Annotated in this window: 17 protein-coding genes; 1 reads left to right on the top strand and 16 read right to left on the bottom strand. The window is 60.5% G+C overall.

Features of this window, described 5'->3' with window-relative positions; all coding sequences use genetic code 11:
* Positions 1–84 precede the first annotated feature (84 nt).
* From PSH79_RS19860 to PSH79_RS19915, 12 genes are all read right to left on the bottom strand, one after another.
* Positions 85–675 carry a nucleotidyltransferase family protein gene (locus tag PSH79_RS19860; RefSeq protein WP_305439146.1) on the bottom strand — a complete coding sequence of 197 codons (591 nt, stop codon included), beginning with the start codon at positions 673–675 and terminating at the stop codon, positions 85–87.
* Positions 672–1,652: an XdhC family protein gene (locus PSH79_RS19865; protein ID WP_305439147.1), complete on the bottom strand. Its 981-nt coding sequence runs from the start codon at positions 1,650–1,652 to the stop codon at positions 672–674. The genes PSH79_RS19860 and PSH79_RS19865 overlap by 4 nt, the downstream gene beginning before the upstream one ends.
* Positions 1,652–3,973: a xanthine dehydrogenase family protein molybdopterin-binding subunit gene (locus PSH79_RS19870; RefSeq protein ID WP_305439148.1), complete on the bottom strand. Its 2,322-nt coding sequence runs from the start codon at positions 3,971–3,973 to the stop codon at positions 1,652–1,654. The genes PSH79_RS19865 and PSH79_RS19870 overlap by 1 nt, the downstream gene beginning before the upstream one ends.
* Positions 3,970–4,440, bottom strand: coding sequence for a (2Fe-2S)-binding protein (locus PSH79_RS19875; protein WP_221733707.1), 471 nt, complete (start codon positions 4,438–4,440; stop codon positions 3,970–3,972). The genes PSH79_RS19870 and PSH79_RS19875 overlap by 4 nt, the downstream gene beginning before the upstream one ends.
* Positions 4,441–4,685: 245 nt before the next feature.
* Positions 4,686–5,705 (bottom strand): UDP-N-acetylmuramate dehydrogenase, encoded by a 1,020-nt coding sequence (murB, locus tag PSH79_RS19880; RefSeq protein WP_305439151.1) that lies wholly within the window; start codon positions 5,703–5,705, stop codon positions 4,686–4,688.
* Entirely contained in the window at positions 5,702–6,166 is a 465-nt protein-coding gene (locus tag PSH79_RS19885) for a low molecular weight protein-tyrosine-phosphatase (protein ID WP_305439152.1), read from the bottom strand. Before PSH79_RS19885 ends, murB begins: the two co-directional genes overlap by 4 nt.
* The gene (gene kdsB / locus PSH79_RS19890; protein ID WP_305439153.1) at positions 6,166–6,930 is read right to left on the bottom strand and encodes a 3-deoxy-manno-octulosonate cytidylyltransferase; all 765 of its coding nucleotides are present in this window, start codon (positions 6,928–6,930) and stop codon (positions 6,166–6,168) included. Before kdsB ends, PSH79_RS19885 begins: the two co-directional genes overlap by 1 nt.
* Positions 6,927–7,112 (bottom strand): Trm112 family protein, encoded by a 186-nt coding sequence (locus PSH79_RS19895; protein WP_187677807.1) that lies wholly within the window; start codon positions 7,110–7,112, stop codon positions 6,927–6,929. Before PSH79_RS19895 ends, kdsB begins: the two co-directional genes overlap by 4 nt.
* Positions 7,113–7,134: 22 nt before the next feature.
* Complete coding sequence (lpxK, locus tag PSH79_RS19900) at positions 7,135–8,145, bottom strand: tetraacyldisaccharide 4'-kinase (RefSeq protein ID WP_305439155.1); 1,011 nt, start codon at positions 8,143–8,145, stop codon at positions 7,135–7,137.
* The gene (locus tag PSH79_RS19905) at positions 8,145–8,573 is read right to left on the bottom strand and encodes a biopolymer transporter ExbD (protein ID WP_093435463.1); all 429 of its coding nucleotides are present in this window, start codon (positions 8,571–8,573) and stop codon (positions 8,145–8,147) included. Before PSH79_RS19905 ends, lpxK begins: the two co-directional genes overlap by 1 nt.
* Positions 8,570–9,205: a MotA/TolQ/ExbB proton channel family protein gene (locus tag PSH79_RS19910; protein WP_305439156.1), complete on the bottom strand. Its 636-nt coding sequence runs from the start codon at positions 9,203–9,205 to the stop codon at positions 8,570–8,572. The genes PSH79_RS19905 and PSH79_RS19910 overlap by 4 nt, the downstream gene beginning before the upstream one ends.
* A gap of 101 nt (positions 9,206–9,306) precedes the next feature.
* The gene (locus PSH79_RS19915; protein ID WP_305439157.1) at positions 9,307–11,541 is read right to left on the bottom strand and encodes a DNA internalization-related competence protein ComEC/Rec2; all 2,235 of its coding nucleotides are present in this window, start codon (positions 11,539–11,541) and stop codon (positions 9,307–9,309) included.
* A gap of 136 nt (positions 11,542–11,677) precedes the next feature.
* On the opposite strand from PSH79_RS19915, the gene PSH79_RS19920 reads away from it, so the two are divergent.
* Complete coding sequence (locus tag PSH79_RS19920) at positions 11,678–12,196, top strand: DUF2062 domain-containing protein (RefSeq protein WP_103307266.1); 519 nt, start codon at positions 11,678–11,680, stop codon at positions 12,194–12,196.
* Positions 12,197–12,351: 155 nt separating this feature from the next.
* Here PSH79_RS19920 and PSH79_RS19925 read toward each other — a convergent pair whose 3' ends face one another.
* The 4 genes from PSH79_RS19925 to PSH79_RS19940 all read right to left on the bottom strand — a co-directional run bounded on the left by PSH79_RS19925 (position 12,352) and on the right by PSH79_RS19940 (position 15,523).
* Positions 12,352–13,131 (bottom strand): ABC transporter permease, encoded by a 780-nt coding sequence (locus tag PSH79_RS19925; RefSeq protein WP_187677812.1) that lies wholly within the window; start codon positions 13,129–13,131, stop codon positions 12,352–12,354.
* Positions 13,128–14,060 (bottom strand): ABC transporter ATP-binding protein, encoded by a 933-nt coding sequence (locus PSH79_RS19930; RefSeq protein WP_305439159.1) that lies wholly within the window; start codon positions 14,058–14,060, stop codon positions 13,128–13,130. Before PSH79_RS19930 ends, PSH79_RS19925 begins: the two co-directional genes overlap by 4 nt.
* A 136-nt stretch (positions 14,061–14,196) precedes the next feature.
* Complete coding sequence (locus tag PSH79_RS19935; RefSeq protein WP_305439160.1) at positions 14,197–14,820, bottom strand: glutathione S-transferase family protein; 624 nt, start codon at positions 14,818–14,820, stop codon at positions 14,197–14,199.
* Positions 14,821–14,863: 43 nt separating this feature from the next.
* Positions 14,864–15,523 carry a transglutaminase family protein gene (locus tag PSH79_RS19940; protein WP_305439161.1) on the bottom strand — a complete coding sequence of 220 codons (660 nt, stop codon included), beginning with the start codon at positions 15,521–15,523 and terminating at the stop codon, positions 14,864–14,866.
* Positions 15,524–15,719 lie beyond the last annotated feature (196 nt).

Raw genomic sequence — 15,719 nt, forward strand, 5'->3', positions numbered from 1 at the left:
GATCGCAGCCTTCGGCAGCTCCTTCAGTTGGAACGCGCGCCCCCTGCAGGAGCTGCCGAAGGCTGCGATCTTTTGATCTTGCTGTTACTTGAACACCAAAGCCTCAGGCACATCGATATCCCACAACACCCCAGGATCATCCACCACCACTTCCACCACCCTTCCCCGCCCGAACAACGGCCTGGCACCGCGATCCCCGCTTAACGCCAGCAACCCCGGACCGAACGAGCGACCAAACCCCACCGGATGCCCAAATTCGCCATCCTGCACCGGCACACTGACCGCATCATCGGCTATGGCCGCCACCACCCTTTCAATGGTCGACGGCAAGATGAACGGCATGTCTCCCAGCACAATCAACCAGCCATCGGCACCCGGGCACTCCGCGACGCCAGCGGCAATGCTGTCCCCCATCCCGGTCGACTCGATCGAAACCACATCACAGCCATAAGCCTGCGCCATGCGCATAGCCTGCGGTCGAGCCTCAGTGGTCACCAGCACGCGCTTGTCGAGGCTGGTCGGCAGGTTCGCCAACACCTGCTCGATTACCGAACGCACCGCACCATCACGCCCGGTGCAATCGGCCAGCAACTTGTCCTTGTCAGCGCCCGCCACTTGGCGAAAGCGACTACCCTCGCCTGCCGCCAGCACAATCACACCGATGGATCGACTCATGCGCCCTCCAGTGACTTCTTCTGTTTAAGTTCGACGCCGTTCTTGATCGCGACAATTTCCGCCAACAAGGACAAAGCGATTTCCGCCGGCGAATGACTGCCGATATGCAAACCAATCGGCCCGTGCAACCGAGCGATGGCCTGGTCCGACAAGCCTAGCTGAGCCAGATTCTCCCGACGCTTCTGACTGTTGACCCGTGAACCCAGCGCGCCGACATAAAAAGCCGGCGAGTCGAGGGCGGTCAGCAATGCCATGTCATCCAGGCGCGGATCATGAGTCAGCGCAACGATCGCCGTGCGCTCATCGGTCTGGATGCTCAAGACCGCGTCATCCGGCATCCCCGGGACAAAACGACCGTGATGCTCTTCCCAGCCGTAGACGAACTCGGTGCGCGGATCGCAGATCAGCACTTCGAAATCCAGCAGCCGCGCGATGTCCGCCACGTACCGCGACAGCTGCCCGGCGCCGATCAACAGCAGACGCCAGCGCGGGCCATAAATGGCGCGCAGGACCTTGCCGTCGAAGACCAAAGAATCTGACTTGCTGGCACCAGTCAAAACCACTTCACCGGTTTCAATGTCCAGCTCACGGGCAACAATTTCGTGGGCTTCGCAACGCGCGAGCAGTTCGGCAACCCATGATGGATCACCGACACGCTCCTCGGTCAGACGCAGCGTACCGCCGCAAGGCAGGCCAAACCGCGCCGCCTCTTCGCGGGTAACGCCGTAGGTGATCAATTGCACCGGTGGCCCGTCGGTAGCGATGCGCCCGTCATGCAGGCGGGCGATCAAGTCATCCTCGACACACCCGCCCGACACCGAGCCGATCACCACGCCATCCTCACGCAATGCCAACATGGCGCCGGGTGACCGGGGCGCGGTGCCCCAGGTCTGCACCACGCTGAACAGCACCACCCGCTGCCCGGCGCGGCGCCATTCGAGCACGCTGCGCAGGACGTTGAGGTCGACGCTGTCCATTACGCCTGCGCCTTCTGCCAGCCCTGCAACTGATAACGCACTGGCAGGTTGCGGATGCGTTGGCCGGTGGCAGCGAAAATCGCATTGCACAGCGCCGGGGCAATCGGCGGCACACCCGGTTCACCGACACCACCCAACGGTACGTCGCCCGGTGGTGTTACCAGATGCACCGCGACTTCCTTCGGCGCCAGCGACATGCGCGCGACCTCGTACATATGGAAGTTGTCCTGCTGCACCTTGCCGTCCTTGAAGCTGATTTCACCCAGCACCGCGTTGCCGAGGCCCATGACGCAGGCGCCCTCGAACTGCGAACGGATGCGCTCTGGGTTGATCTGCGGCCCGCAATCGACGGCGATGTCAGCCTTGTGCACGATCAGCGTGCCATCGTCCTTGACCTCGACTTCGATTACCGCCGCCACATAGGTGACGAAGCTGTAATGCACCGCCAGCCCCAGGCCACGCCCCTTGGGTAACTTGCGCCCCCAACCGGCAGCCTTGGCCGCGGTTTCCAACACGGCACGCATGCGCCCGGTGTCGATCGGATAGCGCTCTGGGGATTCGCCATAGTTCCACTCTTCACTCAAGGTGCGCGGATCGATCTGCCGATCCGGTCCAAGCAACTTGACCTGGTACTCGAGCGGATCAACACCGGCCTTGTGCGCCAGTTCATCGACAAAGCTCTGGATCGCGAACCCATGGGGAATGTTCGACACAGAGCGATACCAGCCAACCCGCGTATGCACCATGGCTTCGGGGTTTTCCAGGCGCACATTGGGAATGGCATAAGCCATGTTGGTGAACCCCATGCCCAGCTCGAACGCCGCTTCATGGTTCATACCGGGAGCGAACAACGCAGTGATGCTCGGTGCTACGGTGCGGTGCAACCAACCGGAGGGCATGCCGTCCTTGCCGACACCGGCCTTCAGGTATTCGGCGGACACGGTGTGGAAATACGAGTTGTGGATATCGTCCTCGCGCGTCCATTGCACCCGCACAGCTTTGCCGGGGAATTCTTTGGCGAGAATCGCGGCTTCAACGACGAAGTCCGGTTTTGACTTACGACCGAAACCACCGCCCAGCAGCGTCACATTGAACGTGACGTTATCGAACGGCAGACCGAGGCGCTCAGCGATTCGCTCGCGAGTCACCTGCGGTGCCTGACTCGGTGCCCAGGCTTCGCAGACACCGTCCTTGAAACGGGCGATGGCAACCATCGGCTCCATCGGGGCCTGCGCCAGATGCGGCAAATAATAAGAAGCTTCGAGGGTGCTGGCGGCGCCGCTCAGGGCTTTGTCGATATCACCGGTATTGCGCACCACTTTGCCGGATTTCAACGAAGCGGCTTCCAGCTCTTTGCGATAGGCAATCGAGTCGTAACTGGCGTTAGGGCCGTCGTCCCACTCGATTTTCAGCGCTTCGCGGCCCTTGATGGCCGCCCAGGTGTTACTGGCGATGACTGCCACACCGCCCAACGGCTGGAACTCCGAAGGTAGCGGACGACTTTCGATCTGGACGACTTTAAGCACACCAGGGACTTTCAGCGCAGCACTGTCATCCAGCGATTTGACCTTGCCGCCGTACACCGCCGGACGGGCGATGGTCGCATACAGCATGCCGTCGAAATGCACATCGGCACCGTACACCGCGCGGCCATTGACGATGTCGTCACCGTCAATGGCCTTGGTGCCTTCCTTGCCGATGTAGCGAAACTCCGACGACTGCTTGAGGCGCAGGCTGTCACGTGCCGGGACTGCCAACGCACTGGCGGCAGCGGCGAGTTCGCCATAGCCCAACTCGCGGCCGGACGGTTTGTGCGTGACTTTGTGCAATTGCGCGTGACATTCGCCGACCGGCACTTTCCATTGGTCGGCCGCAGCCTGTTCCAGCATGGTCCGAGCCGCAGCGCCGCAACGACGCATCGGCTCGTACCAGTGACGCATGCTGCGCGAACCGTCGGTGTCCTGGTTGCCGAAGCGCACTTCATCGCCCGGCGCCTGATGCACTTTCACCTTGGCCCAATCCGCTTCCAACTCATCGGCGACAACCATGGTCAGGCTGGTGCGCACACCCTGGCCCATCTCGGAACGGTTGCACACCACGGTCACCGTGCCATCAGCCGCGATGCTGACGTACACCTTCGGATCATCGATCCAGCCGTTAGGCATGCCATCGGCACCGAATTTCTTCGGTTTGTCCTCGGCCAACGCATCCTGCCAACCCCAACTTGCCGCCAGCACCAGCGCGCCGGTTGCACCGACGCCTTTGAGAAAACCACGGCGACTGAGGTTGCTCAGGGCGAAATCATTCGGTAAGCGACTCATGCCTTGGCCTCCTTCAGGTGGGTGGAAGCCTGGCGGATCGCGGTTTTGATCCGGTTGTAGGTGCCGCAGCGGCAGATGTTGCCGACCATCGCTTCTTCGATCTGCTGGTCGCTCGGGTTCGGGTTGGTTTTCAGCAATGCGGTGGCAGACATGATCTGCCCGCCCTGGCAGAAACCACACTGGGCTACGGCGCTGTCGAGCCAGGCTTGCTGGACGACTTGCCCGACGGGGTCGGCGTGCAAATTGTCGATGGTGGTTACGTTCTGCCCGACCACGGAGCCGATCGGCGTGATGCAACTGCGCGCCGGCAAGCCATCGATATGAATGGTGCAGGCGCCGCACAGGCCCATGCCGCAACCGAATTTGGTGCCGTTGTAACCGGCGACGTCACGAATGGCCCACAGCAGCGGCATGTCTTCAGTGACATCGAGGGAATGGTCTTGACCGTTGAGTTTCAGGGTAATCATGGGCACGCCCGCATATTTTTGGAGGTTATGGGGTCGAGCAATCTGCCGCCGGAAACATCAGCGGTGGGTTCGCAGATCGACTCAGGCTAATCAGGCTCTCTTGCGCCGACGAAAAAGTCTGCACCGGGCCTTTGGTGGAGCAAACGGCTGGTATCGTTAGCTCGCTAAGTTAACCCAGCATTAACAAAAAAGCCCTGCACTTTTTATCAGTGCAGGGCTTTGTATTGCGCCTGGAAAGCGTAGCCTCAATAACGGTTGGGCTCCATTTCCAGTTCGACATTGAAACGCTCGGAAATATCTTTCTGGATACGTTGCGCCAGATCGAGCAATTGCAGCCCGGTTGCCGCGCCGTAGTTGACCAGCACCAGCGCCTGCAACTTGTGCACGCCAGCATCGGCTTCACGGAACCCCTTCCACCCGGCGCGCTCGATCAGCCAACCGGCGGCCAGTTTCATCTGCCCGTCGGGCTGCGCATAGGCCACCAGATCCGGGTGTTGAGCCTTGATCTGCTCAACCAGCGCCGCCGACACCAGCGGGTTCTTGAAGAAGCTGCCGGCATTGCCGAGCACCGCCGGGTCGGGCAGTTTTTCGCTGCGGATACTGCAAATTGCGCGGCTGACGTCGGTGGGCGTCGGTTGCTCGATGCCCTGCTCGGTCAGGCGCTGACGTACCGGGCCGTATTCCAGATGCAGATGCGCAGCGCGGTCGAGCTTGAAGCGTACCCGCAGGATCAACCAACGTCCCGGCTGCTGCTTGAACAGGCTGTCGCGGTAGGCGAAGTTGCATTCCTCCAGGCTGAAATCGCGCAGTTCACCAGTCTGGCGATCCAGCGCCGTGAGCCCGGCGAACACATCCTTGATCTCGACACCGTAGGCACCGATGTTCTGCATCGGCGCAGCCCCTACGGTGCCGGGGATCAGACTGAGGTTTTCCAGCCCGGAAAAACCCTGCGCCAAGGTGTGTTGCACGAACGGATGCCACGGCTCGCCGGCTTCGGCTTCGATCACCACGCGGTTGCCGTCATCGCTGATCACGCGAATACCGCGAGTGGCCATGCGCAACACAAGCGCCGGGATATCAGCGGTCAGCAGCAAGTTGCTGCCACCACCGATCACCAGCAATGGCACATCGTGGGACTCGGCATACGCCAGGGCTTCGCGTACATCAGCATCGTTGTGGGCTTCGGCAAACAGCTGTGCACGAACCTCCACACCAAAACTGTTGAACGGTTTCAGGGAAACCTGCGGTTGTACCAACAAACTCATAACCGCCCCTTCACTTCGATCAACAGTTGGTCACAGGCTGCTTCGATCAGATCCAGCACCTGCTCGAACCCCTGATCGCCGTCGTAATACGGATCAGGTACTTCATCGACCAACCCGGCATAACGGCGCAGGAACAGATCCAGTTCGGCCTTGCCGGTGGACGGTTGCAACGCCTTGAGATTGCGCAGATTGCTGTTGTCCATGGCCAGGATCAGGTCATAACTGGCGAAGTCGGCACGGCTGACCTGCTGCGCGCGTTGCGCCGACAGGTCATAACCGCGCACTTTGGCTGCGGCCTGGCTGCGTTTGTCCGGCGGATTGCCGACGTGCCAGTCACCTGTGCCGGCGGAGGCCACTTCGACCTGATCCGCCAGCCCCGCTTCACGCAGTTTTTGGCGCAACACGCCTTCCGCGGTGGGTGACCGGCAGATGTTGCCCAGGCACACAAACAAAACCCGCATCAGGCCTCCAGCAGGCGACGAACGCGCTCGAGGTCTTCGACGGTATCGACACCGGTTGGCGGCGCGATCAGCGCATCGGCGACATGAATCCGCACGCCGTGCCACAGGGCGCGCAGTTGCTCCAGGGATTCAGTATTTTCCAGCCAGCACGGGCCCCAGCTCACGAAGTCCTGCAGGAAACCGGCGCGATAGGCATAAATGCCGATGTGGCGACGGTACGGCACGCCTTCTGGCAATTGCTCACGGCTCTTGGCGAATGCATCGCGGGCCCACGGCAAGGTTGCGCGGCTGAAAGTCAGCGCCAGACCGTTAACGTCGCTGACAACTTTGACCACGTTCGGGTTGAACAAAGTTTCCACGTCTTCGATCGGCTCGGCCAAGGTGGCCATGCGCGCCTCGGTGTGGGCGGCAAGGTTGGCGGCGACCTGATCGATCACGCTCGGCGGGATCAGCGGTTCGTCGCCCTGCACATTGACCACGATCGCGTCGGCCTCAAGGCCCAGTTTCGCCGCGACTTCGGCCAGACGGTCGGTGCCGGAATTGTGATCTTCACGGGTCAGCACCACTTCGGCACCAAAGCCCTTGCAGGCCTCGACGATACGCGCATCGTCGGTCGCCACCACCACCCGGGAGGCGCTGCTTTTGCTCGCCTGTTCCCAGACGTGCTGGATCATCGGCTTGCCGGCGATATCCAGCAGCGGCTTGCCCGGCAAGCGGGTCGAGGCGAAACGCGACGGGATGACAACGGTGAAGGCTGTGGTCATTTATCCAGGCGCTCGTCAGTGGTCAGGGTGCGGGCTTCGGTTTCGAGCATCACCGGGATGCCGTCGCGGATCGGATAGGCCAGACCGGCGCCCTTACTGATCAGCTCGGTCTTGTCGGCGCTGAGCTTGAGCGGGCCTTTGCAGATAGGGCACGCGAGGATATCGAGCAGTTTGGTGTCCATGAACATTCCCTGGAATAAAGAGTTAAGGCAAAAGCCGATCCGGTAACAGACGCATCAGCTGGATGTCGAACCAGGCCACAAAGGCCGGCGACGGCACCGCATCGACCGCCAGGTACCACCAATCGGCAGCAGCGAAGGCACGGCACTTCACCGCGTCCTTTTCGGTCATCACCAACGGCAATGACGGCGTGAAATTCAAGGCCTGCACGCTGTACTCGGCGTGGTCGGCAAACGCATGGGGGACTGGGCGCCAGTCTAGCGCTTCGAGGGTATTGAAGAAACGTTGCGGATTGCCAATCCCGGCGACCGCATGCACGCTTTGACCGGCAGAAAAATGATCGAGCGGCTTACGCTCGCCACTGCGCAGATTGACCAGCGCGGTGGGTTGCAGGCGGAAGGCGAACCCGTCCTCGCGATCAGCCGTCGCGCCGTTGAACAGCACGCCGTCGACGCTTTGCAAACGTTCGATCGGCTCGCGCAACGGCCCTGCGGGTAAACAACGCTTGTTGCCCAGTCCCCGGGCGGCGTCGATCAACACCAGCTCCAGATCCCGGGCCAGACGGTAATGCTGCATACCGTCGTCGGACAGGATCAGATCCAGCGGTTCGCTGGCGAGCAAGGCTCTGACCGCAGCACTGCGATCAGGATCAATCATCAGCGGCACGCCGGTGCGCTGGACGATCAGCAATGGCTCGTCGCCTGCAATGTCAGCGCTTTGCTCCACCTCGACCCGCCACGGCAGTTGCGGCGGTTTGGCGCCGTAGCCACGACTGACCACGCCGACGCGCAAACCACGGCGCCGGCAATGTTCGATCAGCCAGAGGATCATTGGCGTCTTGCCGGTGCCGCCGACAGTGATATTGCCCACCACAATCAACGGCACTGGCGGCTGATAGATTTCTCCCTCGCCATCGAGAAAGCGCTGACGCTTGCCGACGACGACACGGCGATAGAGCATTTCCAGCGGCCGCAGCAGCGTCAGGGCCGGGTGCCCCTGGTACCACGCGGCGAGCAAACGATCAGACAGGCTCATCAGGATTTGGGCGCCGCCTCGACCGTGGTCATGCGCAAATGGCTAAAACCGAGCTTGCCGGCCGCGTCCATGGCGGTGATCACCGATTGATGCTGAGTCTTGCCATCAGCGCTGATCGACAACGGCATATTGGTGTCACCGTTGGATTCCTTCTGCATGGCTTCCATCAACGTCGCCAGATCGTTTTTCGGCAGAATCTTGTTGTTCACCGAAAACACACCCTCGGCGCTGATGGCGACGTCGATCTGCTTGACCTGCTGATCTTCGGCCGGCGAACCACTGACCGCTTCGGGCAGATCGACTCGCAACTGGGTCTCGCGGGTAAACGTAGTGGTCACGACGAAAAACAGCAGCAGGATGAACACCACGTCGATCAGCGATGCGAGGTTGATGTCCACGGTTTCCCGGGGCTTGCGACGGAATTTCACGCGCGGCCCTCGGCCAGGTCGACGTCACGGTCGCCCTGCACCACTTCAACCAGTTTGATTGCTTCCTGCTCCATGCCCACCACCAACTCATCGATGCGGCGCTGCAGGAACCGGTGGAAGAACACCGCCGGAATACCGACCATCAGGCCTGCCGCAGTGGTGATCAGCGCTTTGGAAATACCGCCGGCCAGCACCGACGCATTAGTGGTCATGCCTGAACCGGTAAAAGCACTGAAAATATCGATCATGCCCAACACTGTTCCCAACAGACCCAGCAACGGCGCCATGGCAGCGATGGTGCCGAGTGCATTGACGTAGCGCTCGAGCTCATGGATCACCCGGCCTGCGGCTTCTTCGATGCACTCTTTCATGATCTCGCGACCATGCTTGGAGTTGGCCAGGCCCGCCGCGAGGATTTCACCCAGCGGCGAATTGGCGCGTAATTCCTTGAGTTTTTCTTTATTGAGCTGTTTGTCCTTGATCCAGACCCAGACCTGGCCCAGCAGATGCTCGGGGGTAACGCGGCTGGCGCGCAGGGTCCACAGGCGCTCGGCGACAATCGCCATGGCCACGATGGAACTCAGAATGATCGGCAACATCATCCAGCCGCCGGATTTGACCAATTCCCACACAGTGACAGTCCCCTCGAAAAAGTGCGCCACTTTACCATACCGGTTCGCGATTAAGACCCGCCGCTCCGACGACCGTGATGCCGCCTTCGTGCGCGCCCCGATCAACGGGCAAAAGCAGGCGGATCACGCCAGAAGCGTCGCTGTTGGCGCATTGTTCCGGGCGGTTTGAAGGTACCGAGTTGCAGATGAATGGCGCCATGCACCGCACTGTCGTAGATGCGCAGACCCTGTTTGCGATAGCGGGCGAGCACGGTGGGGTGCGGATGCCCGAAGGAATTGCCCTGGCCCCGAGAAATCAGCACAGCGTCGGGGCTCAAGGCTTTGAGCAAGGCCATTGAAGAGGAACTGCGACTGCCGTGGTGCGGCGCTTGCAGCCATTGCGTAGGCACCGCCAATGGACTTTCCAGCAACACGCGCTCGGCATGGGTGTCGATATCACCGGTCAACAGCAGGCGCTCACCATTTGCCTCGATCTGCAATACGCAGGAGCGCTGATTACTGTCATGGGCATCCGACCATTGCCAGAGCTGAAAACTGACGCCATCCCAGTGCCACTGGCGTCCGCTTTCGCATGCTTCGGCATTCAGTTCGGCGGGCAATCCCGGTGGGTCACCACTGATGACTCGATCCACCTTCAAGCTGCGCGCCACTGCCAGGGCCCCACCGGCATGATCGGCGTCCGCGTGGCTGAGCAACATCAAATCAAGTTTCTCGACGCTCAATTTGCGCAAGGCCGGCAGCACAACACGCTCACCGAGATCGAAATCACCGAAACGCGGGCCGGCGTCATAAAGCAATGCGTGATGCCGAGTGCGGATCAGAATCGCCAGCCCTTGGCCGACATCGAGTTGCCAGATGTCGGCCAATCCTGCGTCCAGTCGCTCCCGTGGTGGCACGACCAGAACCAGCAGCAAGGGCCAACCCAGAGGACGCAGCGGTACCCCGCTCGGCAACAGCAGCAGCACGGCACCGATACTGCCGATGGCCAACGCCCACGCGGGAATCGACGGTGCAATCCATGCCGGCCATTGCCCGGCGATCATGGCCAGGCCTCGAAACAGCCAGTCGATCAAACCGCCGGACAACCACAACAGCCCCTCACCGACATACGGCACCGGCAGCAATAGCGTTCCGAGCAATGCCGGTGGCAATACCACCAGGCTGACCCAGGGGACCGCGAGCAAATTCGCCAACGGCCCACTGAGACTGATCGGCAGGTTCAGCGCCATCAGCACCGGACACAAACCGATCGCAATCAGCCATTGCGCCCGCGTCCACGTCTGCCACCAGCGCCACGCCCCGAGGCGACCGCCAAAAGTGAAGACAAGCACCGCCACCGCCGCGAAGGACAGCCAAAAACCGGGCCGCAAACTGGCCAGCGGATCGAGCAACAGCACGCAGTTGAACGCCAACAACAGCGGCCACCACGCGCCGAGATGGAGAAAGCGCAGACGCCACAACAAGACCAGCCCGACCATTACGCAGGCCCGGCGCACCGGCACATCAAATCCGGCGAGCAGCCCGTAACCGAGCGCGGCAGCGAATGCCAGAGCACAGGCCCACGGCAGCCACGGCCAACGCAAGGGCCACAGCCCATATCGGGCCAACCCGGCGACCAGCAAGTACATCACCGCCGCCAACATGCCGATGTGCTGGCCGGAGATAACCAGCAAATGCACGGTGCCGGTGTCCTGCAGGATCTGCCAATCCTCGCGACTGAGCCCTGAGCCATCGCCCAGTACCAAGGCCGCCAACGCGCCTGCCCGCCCCTGGGCGTCCACCTCAAGCAAACGCTGACGAATGCTGTCCCGCCACGCCCATCGCGCTTCGCTCAGGCGCTGGCCATCCTTGATCGTACCGGTCGCGCCGATGCGTTGCGCCAGCAACCAGGCTTCATAATCGAAGGCATCAGCATTGAGTAAACCGCCAGGACGCTTCAGCTTGACCGCCAGGCGCCAGCGCTCGCCACTGCTGACCGGCGGCCCGGCGTACCAGGCCAGACGCATCAGCGGCGGCAGTTTGCCGTGACGCGAGCGCGCATCAGCCAATTCGAAACGCACCACACCGTCGCTGATTTGCGGCAGGCCGACCACTCGCCCCTCGAGCCAGCGGGTTTCACCATCCAGCTCAACTGGCAATCGATCATTCAATGCCCATTGCGCACCGACACAGGCCCAAGTGAAACCAAACAGCACAAAAGCCAATGGATAGCTGCGAAACGGCAGCAGCATCAAACCAGCGATCGGCAACAACAGCATCAACCAGACCGGCGGTAGCGCCGGCATAAAAACAGAGGCAAGCAGACCGACTGCCAGCGCCATCATCCCTGTGCGCATAAGCCCGTCCTTGAGAGTCCCGCCCTTAGGCATAGCCGGTGTCGGGCACGACCGTCGTCAACAATTGTCACAAAGTCTGAATGGGCGCTTCGTAGAATCCAGACATACTTGCCGCCTTAACCGACCGAGAAGCCTTATGCCCCGGCGCTTATTCAAACGTTACATGCCCGACCCGACGAGCATCAGGGAACACAAATCCTTACGCTTTCTCGGCAAGTTGCTGCATGACCCGAACCTCTGGCACCTCAATCGTCACTCGGTGGCTCGCGCGATGGCGGTCGGGCTGTTTGCTGCGTTTCTGCCGATTCCGGCGCAGATGCTGGTTGCAGCAGCGCTGGCCATCATCGTGCGTGGCAACATGCCGATTGCCGTCAGCCTGGTCTGGCTGACCAATCCGATCACCATGCCCGCGGTGTTTTTCTGCACATATCAGGCAGGGGCATGGTTGATGGATGTGCCGGCACGGCATCTGCCGGATGAGTTGACGTGGGAATGGATCAGCGGTGAGCTGTCGACGTTGTGGCAACCGTTTTTGCTGGGCTCGGTGGTGGTAGGGCTGGTGCTTGGTGCCCTCGCCTATTTCGTGGTGATGATGTATTGGCGCTGGTGGGTGGCGCGGCAATGGGCGCGGCGCAAGAAGAAACGCATGTCTTGAATGCAAAACGGCCTCCGCAATGGAGGCCGTTTTGTTTTGGTGACGGTGATACTTGCAGGAGCTGCCGCAGGCTGCGATCTTTTGATTTTGCCTCCTGAAAAACAAGATCAAAAGATCGCAGCCTGCGGCAGCTCCTACAGGGGTAGTGCGTTCTTTCAGGTACGCATCCCGCGCCCACTCACCAACAACCGCGCGCAACCGAAATACAGCACCACAGTCGCCACCAGCATGAAGGTGATCGCGATACCGATACGGATATCCGACACCCCGAGAATGCCGTAGCGGAAGGCGTTGACCATGTGCAGCACCGGGTTGGCCAGCGATACGGTCTGCCAGAACGGCGGCAGCAGAGTGATCGAGTAGAACACGCCTCCAAGGTACGTCAGCGGGGTCAGCACGAAGGTCGGGATGATCGAAATGTCATCGAAGTTGCGTGCAAACACGGCGTTGATGAAACCCAACAACGAGAAGATTGTTGCCGTCAGTACTACCACCAGAATGGTCACACCCAGGTGATGCACCTGCAAATGGGTGAAGAACAGCGACAGGATGGTCACGATGACGCCGACCATCAAACCCCGCAGCACGCCACCACAGGTGTAGCCGATCAGAATCGTGTGCGGCGACACCGGCGAGACCATCAACTCTTCGATGGAACGCTGGAATTTGCTGCCGAAGAAACTCGACACCACGTTGCCGTAGGAGTTGGTGATCACCGACATCATGATCAACCCCGGCACGATGTACTCCATGTAGGTGAAGCCACCCATGTCGCCGATCTGCCGACCGATCAGGTTGCCGAAGATCACGAAGTACAGAACCATGGTGATCGCCGGCGGCAGCAACGTCTGCGGCCAGATCCGTGTAAAGCGTTTGACCTCGCGGTAAACGATGGTCTGGAGTGCGACGAGGTTGGGACGGAATTCGGAACTCATACCGCCACCTTCGACAGATTTTTCTCCACCAGGGACACGAACAGCTCCTCGAGGCGATTGGTTTTGTTACGCAGGCTCAGCACTTCGATGTTCTGCAGGGCCAGTTGGCCGAACAGCGCGGTGATGCCCATGGACTTGTCGACCTGGACTTCCAGGGTATGGCTGTCGATCAACCGGGCGGGATAGCCAATCAATTGCGGCGCGACGCTCAAGTCGTTTTTCAAGTCCAGCAGGAAGGTTTCAACGTGCAGCTGGCCCAGCAGTTGTTTCATGCTGGTGTTCTCGACGATGGTGCCGTGGTCGATGATGCCGATGTTGCGGCACAACTGCTCAGCCTCTTCCAGATAGTGCGTGGTGAGGATGATGGTGATGCCTTTCTGATTCAGTTCAGTGAGGAACGTCCACATCGAACGGCGCAGCTCGATGTCGACCCCGGCAGTCGGTTCGTCGAGGATCAGCAGGCGCGGTTCATGCACCAGCGCACGGGCAATCATCAAGCGACGCTTCATGCCGCCGGACAGCGAACGCGACGGCACATCGCGTTTGTCCCACAGGCCGAGCTGGGTCAGGTACTGCTCGGCGCGTTCCTTGGCGATCTTCGCCGGAATGCCGTAGTAACCGGCCTGGGTCACGACGATGTCGAAAGTTTTTTCGAACTGGTTGAAGTTGAATTCCTGGGGCACCACGCCGATCGAGCGCTTGAGCGCTGCCGGGTTCTTGTCCAGGTCATTGCCAAAGATATTCACCGTGCCGCTGGTCTTGTTCACCAGGGTCGAGAGAATGCCGATGGTCGTGGATTTGCCGGCGCCGTTGGGCCCGAGCAAGGCGAAGAAGTCACCTTCGGCGACGTCCAGATCGATACCACTCAAGGCCTGGAACCCGTTGCCGTAGGTTTTGGTTAGCTGCCGGATGGACAGAGCGGAACTCATATCTGATTTACGCACCATGGTGAAGGGAAGAAAGACATAGATAAGGGCGGGCGGCGAGGGATACAACCGCGGCGCACGAGCGCAATGGTGCTTGCCGTCGCCGCACAAGTACAGTCAAGTGTGTCGATAGTAGGTATTAAGTCAACGCGGTCATGACTGCTTTCTGATACGCCGGACGCTGTTTCAGGCGCTCGTACCAGGCTTGCAGATTCGGTTGTGGCGCGCGTTCGATAGGCATCTCGAACCAGGCATAAATGAAACTGCCCAGCGGAATATCGCCCATGCCGATTTCGTTGCCGGACAAGTACGGTTGGCTGGCAAGTGCCTGCTCGGCCATGCTCAGCAACTCATTACATTCTTTAATCGCCGCGTTGATGGCGGGCCAGTCCTGTTTGTCCGCCGGGGTACGCAAAACGCCCCAGAACACTGTGCGAAACGGCCCGGCAAAACTTGAGGTGGTCCAGTCCATCCACTTGTCGGCGGTGGCCCGAGCCTGCGCATCCGCCGGATACCACGCGCTATCGGGCGCATGTTTGGCCAGCAGATAGCGGATGATGGCGTTGGATTCCCACAGCACGAAGCCGTCATCCTCAATCACCGGCACCCGACCGTTCGGGTTCATCGCGCGGTACTCGGGCGTGTCGACCACGCCGAACGCACCACCGGCATCAATCGCCTCGTAAGCCAGGCCCAATTCCTCGGCAGCCCACAGTGGCTTCCTGACATTCGATGAATTTTTCCGTCCCCAGATCTTCAGCATGACCGCCTCTTTGCAAATGAGTGGGCAGGCAGCATACGCCGGATCAGACGCGTCTGACATCGCTGTGCATATCACCCAACAGTTGCGGCTGATGATCGCCGAACAGGTGCGGATAGCATTTTTCCAGATGCTCGAAAAAGAAGGTTTCCGGCACATCGGCGAACTGGCCGTGATCAACCAGATACTCCATCAGTTGCGCCCCGTCACGATTGAACGGGTGGAAAACGCTATCGTTGATACCGTCGAATTCCAACGGCGCCACATTGAACAATTCGCAGAGTTTCTGATTGAACGCCGGGGTCGCCTTGACCCAACGACCATCGAGAAACAGCTCGGTGTAGCCGTGCATGGCGAACCTGTCGCTTTTCAGAAGCTCGAGCAGACGCGGGGTCGACAGATGATTGCGGACATCCGCCAGACCGATGCGCGCCGGGATTCCACAATGCCGAGCACACCCGGCGAGCAGCGTGGCTTTCGGCACGCAGTAGCTTTCCCCTGTTGCCAGCGCATAGCTGCCGCAGAGGGTCTGTGGATCGCGGCTGAAGGTGTAGGGGTTGTAGCGCACCACCTCACGCACGGCGTAATAAAGACTGATCGCCTGCGCGAGTGGATCGCGGCTGGCACCACGATGCTTTTCGGCGAACTCCACCACTGCCGGGTGGTCACTATCGATGAAGCGGCCGGAACTCAGATACTCGTGCATGACGACAGATCTCCTGGGTAAGTCCCGAGTCTAGCGACAGCTCAAGCACAGAGATAACGACGTTTCGGCCAAACTTGGACGCAAAGACGCGGGACTGGCGAACGATTTCCCACACGCGTTGCCCACCGAACCTACGAAAACCGTCCGGGGTTTCCCACGATTTCAATCACCTTGCTCTGACCACCCGCTTTTGCAG

The sequence above is a fragment of the Pseudomonas sp. FP2196 genome (genome assembly GCF_030687715.1).
Taxonomy (GTDB): domain Bacteria; phylum Pseudomonadota; class Gammaproteobacteria; order Pseudomonadales; family Pseudomonadaceae; genus Aquipseudomonas.

What these genes read in the sequence shown, in the direction of transcription:
- PSH79_RS19935 (WP_305439160.1), bottom strand. Translation starts at nt 14,820, where the DNA reads ATGCTGAAGATCTGGGGACGGAAAAATTCATCGAATGTCAGGAAGCCA.
- PSH79_RS19915 (WP_305439157.1), bottom strand. Translation starts at nt 11,541, where the DNA reads ATGCGCACAGGGATGATGGCGCTGGCAGTCGGTCTGCTTGCCTCTGTT.
- PSH79_RS19895 (WP_187677807.1), bottom strand. Translation starts at nt 7,112, where the DNA reads ATGGACACCAAACTGCTCGATATCCTCGCGTGCCCTATCTGCAAAGGC.
- PSH79_RS19860 (WP_305439146.1), bottom strand. Translation starts at nt 675, where the DNA reads ATGAGTCGATCCATCGGTGTGATTGTGCTGGCGGCAGGCGAGGGTAGT.
- PSH79_RS19920 (WP_103307266.1), top strand. Translation starts at nt 11,678, where the DNA reads ATGCCCCGGCGCTTATTCAAACGTTACATGCCCGACCCGACGAGCATC.
- lpxK (WP_305439155.1), bottom strand. Translation starts at nt 8,145, where the DNA reads ATGAGCCTGTCTGATCGTTTGCTCGCCGCGTGGTACCAGGGGCACCCG.
- PSH79_RS19870 (WP_305439148.1), bottom strand. Translation starts at nt 3,973, where the DNA reads ATGAGTCGCTTACCGAATGATTTCGCCCTGAGCAACCTCAGTCGCCGT.
- PSH79_RS19875 (WP_221733707.1), bottom strand. Translation starts at nt 4,440, where the DNA reads ATGATTACCCTGAAACTCAACGGTCAAGACCATTCCCTCGATGTCACT.
- PSH79_RS19865 (WP_305439147.1), bottom strand. Translation starts at nt 1,652, where the DNA reads ATGGACAGCGTCGACCTCAACGTCCTGCGCAGCGTGCTCGAATGGCGC.
- PSH79_RS19885 (WP_305439152.1), bottom strand. Translation starts at nt 6,166, where the DNA reads ATGCGGGTTTTGTTTGTGTGCCTGGGCAACATCTGCCGGTCACCCACC.
- PSH79_RS19940 (WP_305439161.1), bottom strand. Translation starts at nt 15,523, where the DNA reads ATGCACGAGTATCTGAGTTCCGGCCGCTTCATCGATAGTGACCACCCG.
- PSH79_RS19925 (WP_187677812.1), bottom strand. Translation starts at nt 13,131, where the DNA reads ATGAGTTCCGAATTCCGTCCCAACCTCGTCGCACTCCAGACCATCGTT.
- PSH79_RS19930 (WP_305439159.1), bottom strand. Translation starts at nt 14,060, where the DNA reads ATGAGTTCCGCTCTGTCCATCCGGCAGCTAACCAAAACCTACGGCAAC.
- murB (WP_305439151.1), bottom strand. Translation starts at nt 5,705, where the DNA reads ATGAGTTTGTTGGTACAACCGCAGGTTTCCCTGAAACCGTTCAACAGT.
- kdsB (WP_305439153.1), bottom strand. Translation starts at nt 6,930, where the DNA reads ATGACCACAGCCTTCACCGTTGTCATCCCGTCGCGTTTCGCCTCGACC.